The sequence below is a fragment of the Pantoea sp. USMM079 genome, from assembly GCF_037153115.1.
Taxonomy (GTDB): Bacteria; Pseudomonadota; Gammaproteobacteria; order Enterobacterales; family Enterobacteriaceae; genus Pantoea; species Pantoea communis.
This window is the reverse complement of record NZ_JBBCKX010000020.1, coordinates 25,276-43,472: the sequence shown is the minus strand read 5'-3', so window position 1 is coordinate 43,472 and position 18,197 is coordinate 25,276. Positions and strand designations below refer to the sequence as shown.

Here is an 18,197-nt window from a genome sequence, read left to right as displayed (position 1 = left end):
CTGTTACTTCAGATCCGCCTCATCAAAATTGAATGAGGTGTCGGGCATGACATAAAAACCGGTGAGGTTTTTATTGTTCGCGGAGAGCAACTGCTCAACCACCAGCGGAATCCACGGATGGTCGTTCCAGATACGATCCTGAGCATCTTTGTACAGTTTGGCTTTCTGCTCACGATCGGTGGTTTTCAGTGCATCGCTCAGATCTTTATCCACTTGCGGATTGCTGTAGAACGCCGTGTTAAAGATGGCTGGCGGCCAGGAGGTGGTGGCAAACAGCGGCGTCAGTGCCCAATCTGCTTCACCGGTCGAAGCCGACCAGCCAGTGTAGAACATGCGCACACCGCTCTCTTTCTGCCCTTTACTCTCGACTTCTGCGGCACGCTGACCCGCATCCATCGCCGTGACTTTCACCTTCACGCCGACCTGCGCTAGCTGCTGCTGAGTGAACTGCAGCACTTTCTGCGCGGTACTGTGGTTGTGAGATGACCACAAGGTGGTTTCGAAACCGTTCGGGAAGCCTGCTTCTTTCAACAGCTCACGTGCTTTGGCCGGGTCATATTTAATCGCTGGATATTTCTGCGCAAAATCAATCGCCGGTGGCACGATGCCGGTGGCTGGCGTGGCATAACCAGCAAACGCCACTTTGACCAACGCCTCACGATTGATGGCGTATTCCAGTGCTTCACGTACTTTTGGATTATCAAACGGCTTCTGCGTCACGTTGAGGCTGATATAGCGCTGCATAATCGATGGCGTGGTGACCACGTCGAGCTTGCTGTTGCCCTGCAGTAGTTTGGCCTGCTCAAACGGCACCGGGAAAGCAAAGGTCGCCTCGCCGGTCTGCAACATCGCCGCACGGGTGTTGTTGTCTACTACCGGGCGGAAAGTGATGCTGTCCAGCTTCGGATAGCCTTTCTTCCAGTAGCCATCCCACTTCTTGACTTTGACGAAGTCGGTCTGATTCCAGGTAACGAACTCATACGGACCGGTACCCACCGGATGGAAGCCAATGTCCTTACCGTATTTCTTCAGGGCGGTGGGCGAAATCATCACTGCCGCCGGGTGCGCCAGATTGTTGATGAAGGCCGAGAACGGCTGCTTCAGCGTAATCTTCACCGTGGTCGGATCCACCGCTTCGGTGCTGGCCACATACTTGAACAAGTTGTAACGCTTGAGATGATTATCCGGGTTGCTGGCACGGTCGATGTTGGCCTTGACCGCTTCCGCGTTGAAATCGGTGCCATCCTGGAACTTCACGCCCGAGCGCAGTTTGATAGTGTAAGTTAAGCCATCGCTGCTCGCCTGATAGCTTTCCGCCAGCACGTTTTGCAGCTTCATGTCTTTGTCGAAGCCGAACAGTCCCTGATAGAACGCCTTGGCCACCGACTGCGACAATGTGTCATTGGCGTCGTACGGATCCATAGTGGTAAAGGTTGACGCCACAGCAATCACCGCGTCCTTCGCTGCCCACGCTGGCATCGCCAGCGCTGAACTCAACAACCCGGCAGTGATAACCCCTTTTCGCATAATGTGGTGCATTGTTATCGTTCTCCTGTAATCCCTGTCATGCGCGACATCCGTGGATGACGCGGTTGCTTGCTGCTCAGGCACCGCTAATGGCGTGGCGGGCAACAAAATGCCCCGGTGCCACTTCCAGTAACGGTGCCACTTCTGGCTCATCACCCAAGGGGCGGATCGGGCTGGGGATCTCATCCACCATTAACGCCCGCTCGCGATGACGGTGCGCCGGATCGGCGACCGGCACCGCGGCCATCAGTTTTTTCGTGTAAGGATGGCGCGGCTGCTCAAACACCGCCTGGCGCGGCCCCATTTCCACAATCTGTCCGAGATACATCACGGCCACGCGATGGCTGATGCGTTCTACCACCGCCATATCGTGAGAAATAAATAAGAAGGCGATGCCAAACTCGCGCTGCAAGTCGAGCATCAGATTGATAATTTGCGCCTGAATCGAGACATCCAGCGCCGAGACTGACTCATCGGCAATCACCACTTTAGGGTTCAGGGCCAAGGCGCGAGCGATGCAGATGCGCTGGCGCTGGCCGCCTGAGAACTCGTGTGGATAGCGTTGCGCATGCTCCGGCAGCAAACCGACGCGCTCCAGCAGCCAGGCTACACGCTTCTCCGCCTGGCGCCGATCCATGGTTTTGTGCACCAGCAGCGGTTCCATAATCGAGAAACCCACCGTCAGGCGCGGATCGAGGGAGGCGTAAGGGTCCTGAAAAATGAACTGAATGTCGCGGCGCAGCGAAGCCAGCGCGTTGCCCTGCAACGCATCTATACGCTGACCATTAAAAGTAATCGTGCCGCCCTGGCTGGCGACCAGGCGCAGCAGCGATCGACCGGTAGTGGATTTTCCGCAGCCGGATTCGCCGACCAGCGCCAGCGTCTCGCCAGCATGCAGATCAAAGCTGACCTTCTCAACCGCATGCACACGGCGTTTCACGCGATTCAATAACCCACCACGAATATCAAAACGCGTCACCAGGTCGCGTACCTGCAAAATCGGCGGTTCATCGCTGCGCACCGTATCCTGCGGTTTGGCAATCTCTTCACGGCCATTGGTGTGCAGTAAGGGGAATTTAGCGGGCAGCGGCTGGCCGCTCATCGCTCCCAACTTCGGCACGGCCGCCAACAAGGCGCGGGTGTAAGGCTGTTGCGGCGCATCAAACAGCTGCTGCACCGGCGCACGCTCAACCACATCGCCGCGATACATCACCTGTACGCGATCGGCCATCTCCGCCACCACGCCCATATCGTGAGTGATAAAAATCACCCCCATCTGCATCTCTTTTTGCAGCACGCGGATCAGCTGCAGAATTTGCGCCTGGATGGTCACGTCCAGTGCGGTAGTGGGTTCATCGGCAATCAGTAAAGCCGGTTTGCACGACAGCGCCATGGCAATCATCACGCGTTGACGCATGCCGCCGGAGAGTTGATGCGGAAAACGCGATAACACATTGTGGGCTTCAGGTATGCGCACCAGATCCAGCATGCGCCGTGCTTCGGCTTGCGCTTGCTGGTGGCTTTTGCCCTGATGTAAACGGATGGATTCGGCGATCTGCTCGCCCACGGTAAACACCGGGTTAAGCGAGGTCATCGGCTCCTGGAAAATCATCGCCATATCGGCACCGCGCACTTTGCGCATCTGGCTGGTGGTAGCGCGCATCACATCCAGCACCTCGCCGTTACGTCGACGCAGTTGGATCTCGCCACTGACATCGCCGCCCGCCTGCTGAATCAAGCGCATCAGCGCCAGCGAGGTGACCGATTTGCCCGAACCGGATTCGCCCACCAGTGCCAGCGTTTCCCCACGATGCAAATCCAGTGAAAGGTTACGCACCGCTTCGGTGATTCGCCCTTCATGCTCAAACCGTACGTTGAGGTCACGCACCGCCAGAACCTGCTCGGGTGCAAACTGCTGATGCTGCTGCGTCATGCCTGCTCCTTAGCTATCGCGGTAAATCGCTACCTCGACTTCGCCACCGACATAGGCGAATCCCCGATACATCCCTTCACTGTTAAAGGGCAGCACCACATTGCCGTGCCTGTCGACGGCAATCAGCCCACCGCTGCCTTCCAGCTCCTGGACTTTGTCATGAATCACGTTGGCAGTGGCTTGCTGCAGGCTACGGCCGCCGTACTCCATCTGTGCAGAAACGTCATACGCTGCCAGAGTACGAATAAACACTTCACCGGTGCCGGTGCAGGAAACCGCCACGGTCTCATTATTAGCGTAGCAGCCCGCGCCGACGAGCGGCGAATCGCCCACGCGGCCGACCTGCTTATTGGTCATGCCGCCGGTTGAAGTGGCGGCCGCCAGATTACCCTGAAGATCGAGCGCCACCGCACCCACGGTGCCGAATTTGCGATCGGGATCGAGCGGATCGTCGCTGTGACTTTGCGCGGCGCCGTCATGATCGAGCACCATCTGCTGGCTGCTCAGCGCACGCTGTAGCTGTTCCCAGCGTTCAGGCGTGGAGAAGAAATCCGGCGCAACCTGTTCCAGCCCCTGTTCAGCGGCAAAGGCTTCTGCACCCGCACCGATAAACAGCACGTGCGGGCTATTTTCCATCACTTTACGCGCCGCCAGGATCGGGTTACGAATCTGGCTGACGCCCGCCACCGCACCGACATCCAGGGTGCGGCCATCCATAATACTGGCATCGAGTTCGTGGGTGCCCTGATGGGTGAAGACCGCGCCTTTGCCTGCGTTGAACAGTGGGCACTCTTCCAGCAGGCGCACCGCCTCGGTCACCGCATCCAGTGCACTGCCGCCTGTGGCCAGAATCTGCTGGCCTGCGGTAACGATTGCGTTCAGTTGCTGACGATAGTGCTGCTCTTTTTCGGCGCTCATAGCGGCACGCGTGATTGCGCCCGCACCGCCGTGAATTGCGATAACTGCTTTAGCCATAACCGGTACCCTGTCAGGAAATCAGAACCAAAAACACTGATTTAGAATGGTTTTCATCTTTTTTAGGCAATTTTCGACTATAGAAAGGCACTCCCGGCTTGTAAAGCAGAAAGTGTATCTCCGGTCATAACCTTTTATTGTGGATTATGCTTTTTTAGTCACATGTGACTCGGCAGACAAATGTCACCATAATAGGCAGCAACTGAAATTCATCACGCAGAGACTGACATGGAACCTTTCACCGCAGGATTAATCTCCCTCGAAGACGCGCAGCAAAAAATGCTGCAACAGCTCACGCCCATTAGCGATTGCCTCAGCGTCTCGCTGTATGAGGCTGCAGGTCGCATCACCGCCAAACCGGTGACGTCTCCACTGGATGTGCCGCCGTTTGATAACTCCGCGATGGATGGTTATGCCGTACGTCTCAGCGATATCGTGCCGGACCGCGAATTTCCGGTCGCAGGCAAAGCTTTTGCCGGCGCGCCGTTCAACGGCGATTGGCCCGCTGGCAGCGTGATTCGTATTATGACCGGTGCGCCGATTCCAGCAGGCTGTGATGCCGTGGTGATGCAGGAGCAAACCGAACAGCTTGCGGGCGGTATCGTCATCACCGCTGAAGTGCGCGACGGCCAAAACATTCGTCGCATCGGCGAAGATATTCAGGCGGGCAAACAGGTGCTGGAGGCGGGTGTTCGCCTCGGAGCCGCCGAGTTGCCGCTGCTGGCTTCACTGGGGATTGCCGAAGTGAGCGTGCTGCGCAAACTGCGCGTGGCGATTTTCTCTACCGGCGATGAATTGCAGGCGGTCGGCCAGCCCTTGGCTGACGGTCAAATCTACGACACGAACCGCTTCACCGTATCGCTGATGCTTAACAAACTGGGCTGCGAAGTGATCGATTTGGGCGTGATTGCGGACGATCCCGAGGCGCTGCGCAAGGCATTCAGCGAAGCCGATCGTCAGGCGGATGTCGTGATCAGCACCGGCGGCGTCTCCGTCGGCGAAGCGGATTTCACTAAAGCGATGCTGGAAGAGTTAGGCGTGATTACCTTCTGGAAGCTGGCGATGAAGCCGGGCAAACCGTTCGCCTTTGGCCGCTTAGCCAACAGCTGGTTCTGCGGGCTGCCCGGCAATCCGGTGTCTGCCGCCGTGACCTTCTATCAGCTGGTGCAGCCGTTGCTGGCCACCCTCACCGGGCAGACCACGCGCATTATGCCGCTGCGCCAACGCGCGCGCGCGACTCAGCGTTTGAAGAAATCGCCAGGACGTCTCGACTTCCAGCGCGGCATTCTCAGTCGTGGTGAAGACGGCGTGCTAGAAGTGCGCAGCACCGGCGCCCAGGGTTCGCACGTGTTTAGCTCTTTCGCCCTGGCCGACTGCTTTATCGTGCTGGATCGCGACCGTGCGGATGTGGAACCTGGCGAATGGGTTGAGGTTGAAGTTTTCAATAGCCTGCTGGAGGGCTAATGAGCGTCGAACTGAGCGATGAGGAGATGCTGCGTTACAACCGTCAGATTGTGTTGCGGGATTTTGATTTTGACGGCCAGGAGAAGCTCAAAGCCTCGCGGGTATTGATTGTGGGTCTCGGCGGGCTTGGCTGTGCCGCCGCACCCTATCTGGCTTCGGCCGGCGTGGGCCATCTTACCTTGCTGGATTTCGACACCGTTAGCTTAAGCAACCTGCAGCGCCAGATTCTGCACAGCGATGCCACACTTGGCCAGCCCAAGGTGGAATCTGCGCGTCGGCAGCTCGCGGCAATTAACCCGCATTGCCAGCTCGAACCGATTGATGCACAGCTGGATGATGCCCAACTCAGCGCTCTGATCGCGCGCCATGATGCGGTGCTCGATTGCACGGATAACGTTGGTGCGCGTGAGCAGATCAATCGTTTGTGTTACCAGCACAAGGTGCCGCTGATTTCCGGGGCGGCCATTCGTATGGAAGGTCAGCTCAGCGTATTTACCTGGCAGCCGGGCGAACCCTGTTATCGCTGCATTAGCCGCTTGTTTGGCGATCAGACATTAAGTTGTGTGGAAGCAGGCGTGCTGGCGCCATTAGTGGGCGTGATTGGCGCGATGCAAGCTTTAGAGGCAATAAAAGTGCTGACCGCGTTGGGGCAACCTGCCCGTGCACGCTTGATGATCTACGATGCGATGAGTGCGGAGTTCCGCAACATGAAAGTGATGCAGGATAGACATTGCGAGGTGTGCGGCGAGAAATAAGTAAGGTGCGCATGGCTGCGCACCTTGTGGTTTTACTCCTGCGGGAAGATGGTGCCTTTATTCATAATCCCGTTCGGGTCAAATGCAGTTTTCAGCGCCTGCAAAATCGGCCATGCACTGCCGTGTTCTTGCTTCGCCCACTGCACGCGATGTTTACCGATTCCGTGGTGATGCACCATCGAGCCGCCCAACTTCAAGGTCTCTTCCACGATCATGCCATTCAGCGGCACGTGATACTTCGCCATCTCCTCTTCCGGACGGCAATCCACCACGTTGTAGTCATAAACAAAGTACATGTTGGTGCCGTTGATGTAGCTGTGTGATGAGTGACCACCCAGCATGGTGATGTCTTTAGCATGTGGGAATTCAGTGCGAATACGCTTTAGCACATTTTCATAGATGGCATTGATGGTTGACCAGTCACCCGACACCTCGGTGGTAAAGCCCATATTGCCGGTGCGCTGGATAAAGTCACGCTCCGCCTGCACTTTCTCCGGGCCCCAGTTCAGGTTCTCAAACCACGTCTGGATCAGCTGGCTATCAACCTGCTGGCACTCAGAATGTTTCGCCACAATGCCTTCGATGCCTTTACCAGTGGCTTCGCTAATGCCCGCCGTGCCTTCCGCCATAAAGATCAGCACACACTTGTCTTTCGAGAAATGACTGAAGTGCTGCTTCGCATCTTCCGGATCGTAAAGACGAGCAATCGAAGGACGATAACCGTCCACCATCACTTCACGCAGGATGGCGAATCCGGTCTTCATCGAGTCCAGCAGATAGCCGTAGAAGCGATTATTCTCCGGCTGATATTTGAAGATTTTTACCGTGACTTCAGTGATGTAACACAGTGCGCCTTCGTTGCCGATAATCACATGGCGAATATCTGGCCCCGCCGCACGGCGCGGCACGTTTTTGATGCGGGTGATGTCGCCATTGGGGAACACCGCTTCCAGCCCCACTACCATATCTTCAATCGCACCATATAGCGTCGAGAACTGGCCAATACTGCGCGTCGCCACCAGGCCGCCCATCTGCGCCAGCGGCTTCGACTGCGGTGAGTGACCGGTGGTGTAACCCTGTGCCCGCAGCTGGTTTTCCAGCACTTCCAGCGTGACACCACACTGCGCAGTGACCTGCATATTTTCGATATCGATCTTTATGACCTGATTCATGCCGGATCCATCCAGCACCACCGAGTTTGGTGCGGCGGTTTCCAGCCCACCTTCCGTTGCTGATGCACCGGTGCGCGGTACGCCATTAATATGATGGCGATTCATAAAGGCTAAGACATCCGAAACCTGTTGGGTATTTTGCAGTTTCACCACCGCAGCCGGGATCGGCAGGGTGTAAACACCGTGAATATCAGCATATTTACGAAAACGATCATGGCTGCTGCGTTTTAATTCAGCTTCGTCGGTCACTACCTGTTGTGGGCCGACGATCTCTTTTAATTGTTCAACAATGGCTTCACGTGAAAGCGTCATAATATTCTTCCTCTCAACAAATATAATTAATTAACGAACCCGATATCCACCATCGACAACCAATAAATGGCCATTGACGTAATTTGATGCGCGGCTGGCTAAATACACCATCGCACCCATTAAATCTTGTGTATCTCCCCAGCGATTCGCCGGAATATGATCCAACACACATTGATTGGTTTCAGGATTACTGCGCGTGGCAGTGGTGATGGCCGTCGCGTAATAGCCTGGCGCGATACCGTTAACCTGAATATTGTATTGCCCCAACTCATCACAATAGGATTTGGTTAAACCGGCCAGCGCATGTTTGGTGGCGGAATAAGCCGGTGACCATTGGCCACCAAGCCAGGAAAAGAGCGAACAGATATTAATAATTTTACCGCTCTGCTGCGGCACCATGATTTTCGCTGCCTGATGACTCATCTCAAAAGCAGCGGTGAGATTCACTGAGATCATCGGATCCCAATCTTCGCGACCAAAATCCAGCACCTTATTGAGCTTACAGATACCGGCATTGTTGACCAGAATATCCAGCCGGCCAAAGCGCTCCAGACACTCCGCGACAATGCGCGCCGGTTCACCGGCCTGCGTGATATCCGCTTGCATAAATTCTGCACGAACACCCTGTTTTTCAATCAGTTGCTTTGTTTCTGGATTGGCAGGCGCCAGATCAGGAATAAAGACATTGGCACCTGCTTTTGCCAGCGCGACTGCAAAGGCCTGGCCCAAACCGGTGTTGCCTCCGGTGACAATGGCGCACTGCCCTCGCAGCGAAAAGAAATCGAGTGAAAATGTATCCAGCGATTCCGTCATGATTCCATCTCCTGGTCTGAATAACGGGCAAAAAAAAGGAGAAAAGCAAGCTCCTTCGCAGTAAAGCGAAGAAGTTACTTTTCTCCAGATCTCGAGTAACTGGTTATTACGCTAGCATGGGCATTTTGAAATAAAAAGCGATCTCAATCACAAAAAAACCTGAAGACATCAAGGTGATTAATTAAGCATCAGAATAAATACGCCAGCGAAAAATATATAAGAATAAGCCGAGTCATTTTAATAACGTCATTCTGTGACTTCCTTCACAACGCCATAGCAAGTTGTCATGCTAAAAATGCTCCCCGTTACTGTCTGAGACCAAGAGAAAAGTAACTTTCTGCGATTGCGGAAAGGACGCTTTTCTCTTTTTTTTGTTTCTAATTTGGGGGCGAAGATGCAAACCAAAAGCTCAATCCGCTGGTTAACATTAGCGGTTATTAGCATCAGCGGTGGCATTAGTTTTGATTTGGCGTATTTACGTTATATCTACCAAATCCCGATGGCGAAATTCATGGGATTTTCGAATACCGAAATCGGTATCATCATGAGCACCTTTGGAATTACCGCTATTTTACTTTATGCGCCCGGCGGCTTAATTTCCGACAAATTTTCCCATCGTAAAGTGATGTCCGGCGCCATGATCGCCACTGGCATTTTGGGTGCCATTATGGCCACCTATCCACCGCTGTGGGCGATGTTGCTGATTCAGGTCGCCTTTGCCATCACCACCATTCTGCTGCTGTGGGCGGTGTCGATCAAAGCGGCTTCGCTGTTGGGCACGCGTGAAGAGCAAGGCAAAATCATGGGCTGGATGGAAGGTCTGCGCGGCGTCGGCGTGATGGGGCTGGCACTGTTTACCGTCTGGGTGTTTGCCCAATTTCACCCTGACGATCCGAGCAGCCTGAAAACAGTGATCCTGATTTACAGCGGCACCTATGTAGCACTCGGCATCGCCTGTTGGTTTTTGGTCAGCGATGGTTTTGCCCAGCAGGACGAGGAGCAATCATCAGCCTTTAGTCTGCAGCATGCGCTACGCGTGCTGAAAATGCCCACCAGCTGGTACTGCAGCATGATTATCTTCGGCGTCTACACCATCTACGCCATCCTCAGCTACTCCACCAACTATTTGTCCGAAATCTATGGCATGTCATTAGTGGCAGCCAGCTACATGGGCATCATCATTAACAAAGTGTTCCGCGCCATCTGCGGTCCGCTGGGCGGCATGGTCACCAGTTACAGCCGCTGGCGCTCGCCGACGCGCGTGATCCAGTTCCTGTCAGGACTCTGCCTGTGTGTGATCGCCTTGCTGTATGTCGTCACACAATCGCCTATTAGCCTGGCACTGGCGATTGGCTTGATTTTATTGATGGGATTCACCTGTTATGCCTCACGCGGCCTCTATTTTGCCTGCATCGGTGAAGTGAATACACCAAAGCAGATCCTCGGCACCACCATTGGTATTTGCTCAGTGATTGGCTTCTTACCCGATGTCTTTGTCTATCCACTGGTGGGCTACTGGCAGGATACGCTGCCGCCTGCCCTTGCCTACCGCAACATGTGGATCATGGGCGGCTGCGCCAGCTTGCTGGTGCTGTTGTTTACCGCCTTACTGATTAGCCAGATCAAGCGGGTCTCACCTGCTGGTCACGCCGCGCCATTAAAAGGAGTCTGATATGTCTGCGCGTTATTTGATGGGAATTGATGTCGGCACACAGAGTGCCAAAGTGGTGATTTTCCGCACCGATGGCGAGGTGATGTGCAGCGCACAGCAGCCGCTGCGTGCACTTGAGATCCCTCAGCCCAATCGTGCCGAACATCCTGATGACGATCTTTGGCATTCGGTGCAGCAGGCCTGCCGTGCGGCGATGACGCGCTTTCACCAGCTGGGTGGTCAGGACCATCAGCTGCTGGCCGCCGGGCTGTGCGTGATCCGCTGCTGCCGGGTGCTGATGCGCCAGGACGGCGAGCTGGCGTGGCCAGTGATCAACTGGATGGATGCACGGCTCAACCAGCCTTATCAACCCGCGCCGGAATACGGTGACGTACGCTGGATCACCACCACCTCCGGCTACATCACCCATCGCCTTACCGGTCAGACACGCGATACCAGTGCTAACTACATCGGCTGCTGGCCAATGGATGATGCCCGCCAGACGTGGGACGACAGCAAAATGGCGAGCTGTCATCTGCGCCGGGATCAGCTGTTTGATGTGGTGCGCCCCGGTGAAATACTTGGCGAAGTCACGTCCACCGCCGCGCGGGCGAGCGGGTTACCGCTGGGTTTGCCAATTATCGCCACCGCCCATGATAAAGCCGTGGAAGCCTTAGGCGCTGGCGCGCTGGCTCAGGGCGAAGCGTTGATTTCACTGGGCACTTATATCGGTGCGATGGTACATGGCGACACGCAGCCGCACGCCAGCGAGCACTTCTGGCCTTTCCAGGCAGCGCTGCCGGGCCATTTTCTCTATGAGTGCATGGGCGTTCGCCGGGGGATGTGGACGGTGAGTTGGTTCCGCGATCAATTTGGCGCAGCGGCACTTCAGGATGCACAAGATACCGGGGTGGATATCGAAACCCTGCTCGGTGCTGAAGCCAGTGTGGTTGCGGCCGGCAGCGACGGGCTGATCACGCTGCACGACTGGGCCGCACCGGCCGAAGCACCGTGGCGAAAAGGGGCGATCATTGGCTTTGATGGCCGTCATACCCGCGCGCACCTGTTCCGCTCTCTGCTGGAAGGCATCGTGTTCACCATGAAAAACCATCTGGATCCGATGATGCAGGCGCTGGATCGCCCGCTGACACAGTTAGTGATTTCCGGTGGCGGTGCCAACAGCGATCTGTTTATGCAACTGTTCGCGGATATCTTTGGTGTGCCTGCACGCCGCAATGCGATGCGCAGCTCCGCCGCTATCGGCTGTGCTCTCAATGCGGGGATGGCATTAGGCGTGTGGCAAAGCTATCAGGAAGGCGTGACGGCACTGGTGAAAACCGGCGAGACATTCCTGCCGAATGCTCGCCATCATGCGCTGTATCAGCAACTCAATCAGCAGGTTTACCAGCAACTTCACAGCGCGCTCGATCCTCTGCTTAAGCGCCTTAGCCCACTCGCGGAGGCTTAGCGTCGCTGCGCCAATGGCCAGACACCAGCGTTGGTGGTCGAGACTGCCAGCGCGCCCGCCGCTAACGCCAACTGTGCATCCTCTTCGTCGCACACCAGCCCGCCAGCAATGATCGGCTGGCTGATGCGCTCGGTGATCCAGCCCAGCACTTTCGGCATGCAGCCAGGCAGGATCTCCACAATGTCGGGCTGCGACTGCGCCACCTGTTTATCAATGTTGTTGAAGGAGATGGAGTCCAGTACAAACAGGCGATGGATTGCCCAGAAACCGTGCTGACGCGCGGCTTTCAGCATCGCCGGTTTAGTGCTGATGATGCCATCGGCCTGCGTCACGATTTTCAGGAACTGGATCACCACTTCCTGACGCGAACTGCCTTCCAGCAGATCAACGTGCACAAAGGCGATTTTCCCAGCCTGTTTTATCTGCCCGACGATACGCCCGATGTTGCATATGTTGCCATACAGCACCGACACCACCTGGCAAGGTGAGTCAATCGCCTGTTGCAGGCTTTGCGCATCTTTGACGGCGGCGACCACCGGCGAGCTCTTTAACAATTCAACTAAATCCACTGCACACCCACCTATTCACTAAAGGATAACGCTGGCTGCGGGCGTGGCAGCGTTGAAACGTTGCATCTCCGCCAGCAGCCAATCCCGAAATACCGCCACGCGCGGCAACATCTGTTTACCGTAAGGCACCTCCAGCCAGTAGCCGTTAGCGCTGGAAAGCAACTGCGGCGAGATCTGAACCAATACGCCGTTGCTGAGTTCATTACGCACCATGGCACGATCCAGTACGGCAAAACCCGCTCCGGTAACACAGGCGTTGATCACCTGATCCTGCGTGCTAAACGCCAGTCCGTTATCTTCCGGCGGCGCAGTTTCGCCGCAGGCCTGATACCAGCGCGACCAGTTATCCAGCCGACTGTCGCCGTTCAGCACATGCAACTGTGGCATCAGGCTGATATCTGGCCAGATGCCATCCAGCATCAGCAGCGGACTGCCCACCAGCACCAAAGTTTCATGGCACAGCCATTCGCCTTCCGCGCCCGCCTCTTGCGCATCCTGCTGCGAGCCAAAACGAATGGCGCAGTCGAAGTCGCTGTATTTCTGACGCGCTTCACTGATCAGCATGATTTGCAGCTGACGATGCTGTTGACGCAATGACACCAGACGCGGCGCTAACCAGCGCGTGGCAAAGGTAGGAGCGACCTGTAAACGCAGGTGCTGGCGGGGGTTATGCTGCTGCACGCTGCGTACGCCTTCTTCCAGCAGATCCAGCGACTGGCGTACCACGGGTAGCAGCTGGATGGCTTCCGGCGTCAGCATCAATCCACTGTGGCTCCGCACGAACAGGTCTTTGCCAAGGAAGGTTTCCAGCTGGCGCATCTGACGGCTGGCGGCGCTTTGCGTCATGAACAAGGCATCGGCGGCTTTACTGAAGCTCAGCGTACGACAGGTCTCTTCGAACAGACGTAACATACTGAGTGAAGGCAACTTTCTCATTCTGACTCCAGCAGCCAGGCGGTAAAACATCGCGCCAATCTAATCACAACCCAGACGGTAACGGAGAACGTAAACCTAAATTTTTGAGTGCAATCACAGGAAATTGCGGAATAGGGGTATGACTTTTTCGCACTGGCCTGCACCCGGCTCCAATGTCACAGTAATTTCTCATCCAGATAACAATAAAATAACAACCATCTCTCCCCGAAGGAGGAAGGAACATGACGCAAACGACTCTGATGGATGATGTACCCTTAAATCGCTTTCACCTCAAAATCACCGGGCTCACCTTCGGTGCGCACCTCACCGATGGCTACATTCTCGGTTCCGTTGGCTTCGCGCTGACACAGATGACACCGCAAATGTCACTCACGCCGTTCTGGCAAGGCATGATTGGCAGCTCGGCGTTGATCGGGTTATTTCTCGGTAGCCTGATTCTCGGTTGGATCGCCGACAGTGTCGGCCGCCAAAAGATTTTCTGCTTCAGCTTTATCCTGATTACCCTCGCATCCGGTATGCAGTTTTTTGCCCAGTCAGCAGAGCAACTGTTCCTGTTGCGTGTGCTAATTGGTTTCGGCTTAGGCGGTGACTTCTCGGTCGGCCATACCATTCTGGCGGAGTTCGCCCCGCGCAAACATCGCGGCGTACTGTTGGGGGCCTTCAGCGTGCTCTGGACGGTCGGCTATGTCGCCGCCAGCTTTGCCGGACATCTGGCACTGCAGGCACACGTTGATGGCTGGCGCTGGCTACTCGCATCCTCTGCTCTACCAGCTTTAGCGATCTTGCTATTGCGCATTGGTACCCCGGAATCCCCGCGCTGGTTACTGCGTCGCGGTCGACGCGAGGAAGCCATGGCTATCGTTCATCGTTTATTTGGCTCGCACGTCACCTTGCAGGAAGAGAAACAGCAGGAGCAGGATGGCAGCCTGAGCGCACTGTTCCGCCCGCGCTATCGTCGTCGCACCGCCTTCAACTGTCTGTTCTTTGTCTGCCTGGTGATCCCCTATTTCGCTATTTATACCTTCCTGCCCGCCATCCTGCGCGAGATGGGACTGGATCAAGGCTTCGCCACTGACCTGCTGCTAAGCGGTCTGCTGCTGGTGGGAGCGGTGCTGGGCATCGTGCTAACGGCGATGTGCTCGCGCCGAGGCTTCCTGATCGGTTCCTTTATTTTCCTTGCGACCTGTTTGCTGCTGCTGAGCCTGCTGCACACCAGCCCCGGCATCTGGCTGATTCTGCTGTTTGCCGCCTTTACGCTGATTATGTCGGCCGTGAGCAACCTGGTGGGCGTGTTCCCGGCAGAGAGCTTCCCGACCGATGTGCGCTCTCGCGGCGTGGGTTTCGCCACCTCAATGAGCCGACTGGGCTCGGCGGTCGGCACGCTGCTGCTGCCACTCGCCATCGTCAATTACGGCATCGCCGGCACCATGGGTTTGCTGGCGGCGATTCTGGTGCTCGGCGCGCTGGTGTCCATCGCCTGGGCACCCGAGACCAAAGGTCTGACGCTCACTGACGCCTCTCAGGAGACCCCGGCAGTGGATAAAGCGCCCAGCCCTAACGCTTCAACTTCAACACAACATCTGTAACTGGAGGCAATGATGGAAATGTATATCGGTGAAGGCTTTGCAGGCGACGGCGTTAACGCTTCGCATATCAATATCATGATTGGACCGCGCAACGGCGTGGTGGGTCAGGCGTTCTCCACCAGCCTGGCGACGCCTTCACAAGGCCACTGCCCGTTTATGGTGGTGATTAAACCCAATGTGCCAGCCAAGCCGATGACGCTGTATGTCAACAAAGCCGCTATCAGTAGCGATTTGCACGGCAATGCCACCTGGGGCGCATCACAGGCTGCGATTGCTAAAGCCGTGACCGAGGCACAGTTGCAGGGCACGCTGCCGCCGGAAGCCGAAGATGAGTGGTGCATTGTCACCGCTAACTGGGTCAATCCTGGCTGTACCGATCTCGATGAAGTGTTCGCTAACAACTATCGCGCCTGCAAAGTGGCGATAGAAGCGGCGATGGAAAAGCTGCCGGGCCGCCAGCAGTTGATTAATGCCCTGCCCGAGTTGGGCAATCCCTTTTATTCCCCGAAGTAGCAGGAGTTGCAGCATGGAATACATCAAACTGGGCCACAGCGGTTTGCAGGTGTCGCGTCTTTGCCTCGGCACCATGAATATGGGCAGCAAGAGCTGGAAACCATGGATTTTTGACGAGGCGCAAAGCGAGCCGATTATTCGTCACGCGCTGGAAAACGGTATCAACTTTATCGATCTGGCTGACTTCTACTCCAGCGGCGCCGGTGAAGAGGTGGTAGGCCGTGTGCTCAAACGCATCGCCCAGCGTGATGAATTGGTGCTGACCACCAAAGTGGGTTATCCACTTGGCGGGGGCCAGAACAATCAGGGCCATTCGCGTAAACACATTCTCGACAGTATCGATGGCAGCCTGCGCCGCCTCGGCACCGACTATGTTGATGTCTACATGCTGCACTATTTCGACGTGAACACACCGATCGAAGAGACATGGGAAGCCATGAACAGCATCGTGCGCAGTGGCAAAGCACGTTATGTCGGGGTTTCCACCATGTATTGCTGGCAGCTGGCGAAGATTTTGTGGTGCTGCGAGCGCAACGGGTTTGTGAAACCGATCAATATGCAGCTGCAGCTGAACTGCGCCTACCGCGAGGAGGAACGCGAAATGATGCCGTTCTGTCGCGATCAGGGCCTGGGTGTTTCCGTGTTTAGCCCATTGGCGCGCGGGCTGTTAAGCGGCGATGCGCAGTCCATCCGCAATCAAACTGATTTCTTCACCCGTGAAATGTATGCCGATGAAGCTTCGATTCAGATTGCCGAATCCGTCGGCCGTGTCGCCGCTGCACGAGGATTAACCAGTGCGCAGATTGCTCAGGCCTGGGTGCTGTCCCATCCAGGCGTGGATTCGATGCTGGTAGGCGCAGACAGCGTCGCCCAATTGGATAGCGCCATTGCGGCACTGCATACCCCACTGGATAGCGAAGAGCGCTTCGAGCTGGAACGCAACTACACGCCGTGCGATGTGATCAACGATTACACCGCGGGAAAACGTATCGCCCGTCATAGCCGCGCTGCACGCACGGTGTTTACGGATAACGCACTTCAATCTGCAAGGAATATCGCATGACATCTTCACTGCTGCGTACCGGCTGGTATTGCAATGGACAATGGCTGGAGAGCGATCGCACTTATGATGTGACCAACCCAGCCGACAACAGCGTGGTGGCGCAGGTCGCTAACGTTGGCGCGGCGGAAACCAACCGCGCGATTGATGCCGCCGCCGCCGCCCTGCCCGCCTGGCGTGCCTTAACCGCCAAAGCGCGCGCTGCGATCCTGCAGCGCTGGTATCAATTGATTATCGAAAATCAGGAACCGCTGGCGCAGTTGGTGGTGCAGGAACAAGGAAAAGTGCTGGCTGAAGCGCGTGGCGAAGTGCTTTACGCCGCCAGTTTTATTGAGTGGTTTGCCGAAGAAGGCAAGCGTGCTAACGGCAAAACGATCCCTTCAACTAAGGCCGGAAATCTGATCCTGACGCTGAAACAGCCGGTGGGCGTGGTCGCCGCGATAACGCCATGGAATTTCCCACTGGCGATGTTGACGCGCAAGCTGGGCCCGGCGCTGGCCGCCGGTTGTACCGCGATTGTGAAGCCGGCGAATGAGACACCGTTGTCAGCCTTTGCCCTGCTGGTGCTGGCTGAACAGGCTGGCGTTCCGGCTGGCGTACTGAATGCGGTGAGCGGGGAAACGGTGGAGATTGGCCACACGCTGACGCACCACGATACGGTGCGGAAAATTTCCTTCACCGGCTCTACGGGTGTTGGCCAGTTGCTGATGCGCGATGCCGCGAGTTCAGTGAAGAAGTTGTCGCTGGAGTTGGGCGGTAATGCACCATTTATCGTGTTCGATGATGCCGATATTGATGCCGCAATCGAAAGCGCTATGGCAGCCAAATTCCGCAACAGCGGACAGACCTGCATCTGCGTGAACCGCTTCTACGTGCAGGATGGCGTGTATGATCAATTCGTCACCAAACTGGCTGCAGCGGCTAACGCGTTGAAAGTCGCACCGGGCCTGACACCGGGCGCACAGCAGGGGCCACTGATTCATCAGCGAGCCATGGAGAAGGTCGAAGCACATGTGCAGGATGCCTTGCAGCACGGTGCACGTTTGGTTTGCGGCGGTGAGCGTCATGCGTTGGGTGGCAGCTTTTACCAGCCAACGGTGCTGGCCGAGGCCAATGAGCAGATGCGTCTGGCACACGAAGAGACATTTGGACCGGTTGCGGCCTGCTTCCGTTTCAGTACGGAGCAGGAAGTGATCGAGCGCGCCAACAATACGCCGTATGGGCTGGCCGCTTATCTGTTTACGCGTGATCTGGCGCGGGCACTGCGCGTGACTCCGCAACTGGAGAGCGGCATGGTTGGCGTTAATGAAGGGATCATTTCCACGGAAGTAGCGCCGTTTGGGGGTGTGAAAGCGTCAGGATTAGGACGCGAAGGCGCGGATGTTGGGCTGGAGGAGTATCTGGAAACCCAGTATGTGAATATTGGGCAGATTGGTTAGTTTGGGTGGCTTGGCTTTTTCGCT

At 56.2% G+C, this 18,197-nt stretch carries 15 protein-coding genes; 8 read left to right on the top strand and 7 right to left on the bottom strand.

Features of this window, described 5'->3' with window-relative positions:
- Window positions 1-3: 3 nt before the first annotated feature.
- The 3 genes from gsiB to WFP70_RS20220 form a co-directional block, all read right to left on the bottom strand.
- Entirely contained in the window at window positions 4-1,539 is a 1,536-nt protein-coding gene (gene gsiB, locus WFP70_RS20230) for a glutathione ABC transporter substrate-binding protein GsiB (protein ID WP_034820792.1), read from the bottom strand.
- Window positions 1,540-1,603: 64 nt separating this feature from the next.
- Complete coding sequence (gsiA, locus tag WFP70_RS20225; protein WP_337024175.1) at window positions 1,604-3,460, bottom strand: glutathione ABC transporter ATP-binding protein GsiA; 1,857 nt, start codon at window positions 3,458-3,460, stop codon at window positions 1,604-1,606.
- A 9-nt stretch (window positions 3,461-3,469) separates the two neighbouring features.
- Entirely contained in the window at window positions 3,470-4,435 is a 966-nt protein-coding gene (locus WFP70_RS20220) for an isoaspartyl peptidase/L-asparaginase family protein (RefSeq protein WP_337024176.1), read from the bottom strand.
- 228 nt (window positions 4,436-4,663) lie between these two features.
- Here WFP70_RS20220 and moeA point away from each other — a divergent pair, with 228 nt between their 5' ends.
- On the top strand, window positions 4,664-5,899 hold the full coding sequence (gene moeA / locus WFP70_RS20215) for a molybdopterin molybdotransferase MoeA (protein WP_337024177.1): 1,236 nt from the start codon (window positions 4,664-4,666) through the stop codon (window positions 5,897-5,899).
- Complete coding sequence (moeB, locus tag WFP70_RS20210; RefSeq protein ID WP_337024178.1) at window positions 5,899-6,654, top strand: molybdopterin-synthase adenylyltransferase MoeB; 756 nt, start codon at window positions 5,899-5,901, stop codon at window positions 6,652-6,654. Before moeA ends, moeB begins: the two co-directional genes overlap by 1 nt.
- 32 nt (window positions 6,655-6,686) lie before the next feature.
- On the opposite strand, the gene WFP70_RS20205 is transcribed toward moeB, so the two are convergent.
- Both WFP70_RS20205 and WFP70_RS20200 read right to left on the bottom strand, forming a co-directional pair.
- Window positions 6,687-8,138, bottom strand: coding sequence for an FAD-binding oxidoreductase (locus WFP70_RS20205; RefSeq protein WP_337024179.1), 1,452 nt, complete (start codon window positions 8,136-8,138; stop codon window positions 6,687-6,689).
- A 30-nt stretch (window positions 8,139-8,168) separates the two neighbouring features.
- Window positions 8,169-8,954 carry an SDR family oxidoreductase gene (locus tag WFP70_RS20200; protein ID WP_337024190.1) on the bottom strand — a complete coding sequence of 262 codons (786 nt, stop codon included), beginning with the start codon at window positions 8,952-8,954 and terminating at the stop codon, window positions 8,169-8,171.
- Window positions 8,955-9,345: 391 nt separating this feature from the next.
- Between WFP70_RS20200 and WFP70_RS20195 the strand changes: the two genes are divergently transcribed.
- A complete protein-coding gene (locus WFP70_RS20195; protein ID WP_337024180.1) occupies window positions 9,346-10,623 on the top strand; it encodes an MFS transporter in 1,278 nt (425 codons plus the stop codon).
- 1 nt (window position 10,624) lies between these two features.
- The gene (locus tag WFP70_RS20190; RefSeq protein ID WP_337024181.1) at window positions 10,625-12,070 is read left to right on the top strand and encodes an FGGY-family carbohydrate kinase; all 1,446 of its coding nucleotides are present in this window, start codon (window positions 10,625-10,627) and stop codon (window positions 12,068-12,070) included.
- Here WFP70_RS20190 and WFP70_RS20185 read toward each other — a convergent pair.
- Together WFP70_RS20185 and WFP70_RS20180 are read right to left on the bottom strand one after the other, a co-directional pair.
- Window positions 12,067-12,639, bottom strand: coding sequence for a glycerol-3-phosphate responsive antiterminator (locus WFP70_RS20185; protein ID WP_160869700.1), 573 nt, complete (start codon window positions 12,637-12,639; stop codon window positions 12,067-12,069). The genes WFP70_RS20190 and WFP70_RS20185 overlap by 4 nt on opposite strands.
- Before the next feature lie 18 nt (window positions 12,640-12,657).
- Window positions 12,658-13,575: a LysR substrate-binding domain-containing protein gene (locus WFP70_RS20180; protein WP_034820825.1), complete on the bottom strand. Its 918-nt coding sequence runs from the start codon at window positions 13,573-13,575 to the stop codon at window positions 12,658-12,660.
- A 221-nt stretch (window positions 13,576-13,796) separates the two neighbouring features.
- On the opposite strand from WFP70_RS20180, the gene WFP70_RS20175 reads away from it, so the two are divergent.
- The 4 genes from WFP70_RS20175 to WFP70_RS20160 are packed head-to-tail and all read left to right on the top strand — an operon-like array spanning window position 13,797 to window position 18,173.
- Window positions 13,797-15,161, top strand: a complete 1,365-nt coding sequence (locus WFP70_RS20175) for an MFS transporter (protein ID WP_160869702.1) — start codon at window positions 13,797-13,799, stop codon at window positions 15,159-15,161.
- 12 nt (window positions 15,162-15,173) lie between these two features.
- Entirely contained in the window at window positions 15,174-15,674 is a 501-nt protein-coding gene (gene fae / locus WFP70_RS20170) for a formaldehyde-activating enzyme (protein ID WP_034820831.1), read from the top strand.
- A gap of 13 nt (window positions 15,675-15,687) precedes the next feature.
- Window positions 15,688-16,737 carry an aldo/keto reductase gene (locus WFP70_RS20165; protein WP_034820847.1) on the top strand — a complete coding sequence of 350 codons (1,050 nt, stop codon included), beginning with the start codon at window positions 15,688-15,690 and terminating at the stop codon, window positions 16,735-16,737.
- Window positions 16,734-18,173 carry an NAD-dependent succinate-semialdehyde dehydrogenase gene (locus WFP70_RS20160; RefSeq protein ID WP_337024182.1) on the top strand — a complete coding sequence of 480 codons (1,440 nt, stop codon included), beginning with the start codon at window positions 16,734-16,736 and terminating at the stop codon, window positions 18,171-18,173. Before WFP70_RS20165 ends, WFP70_RS20160 begins: the two co-directional genes overlap by 4 nt.
- The last annotated feature ends 24 nt before the right edge of the window (window positions 18,174-18,197 follow it).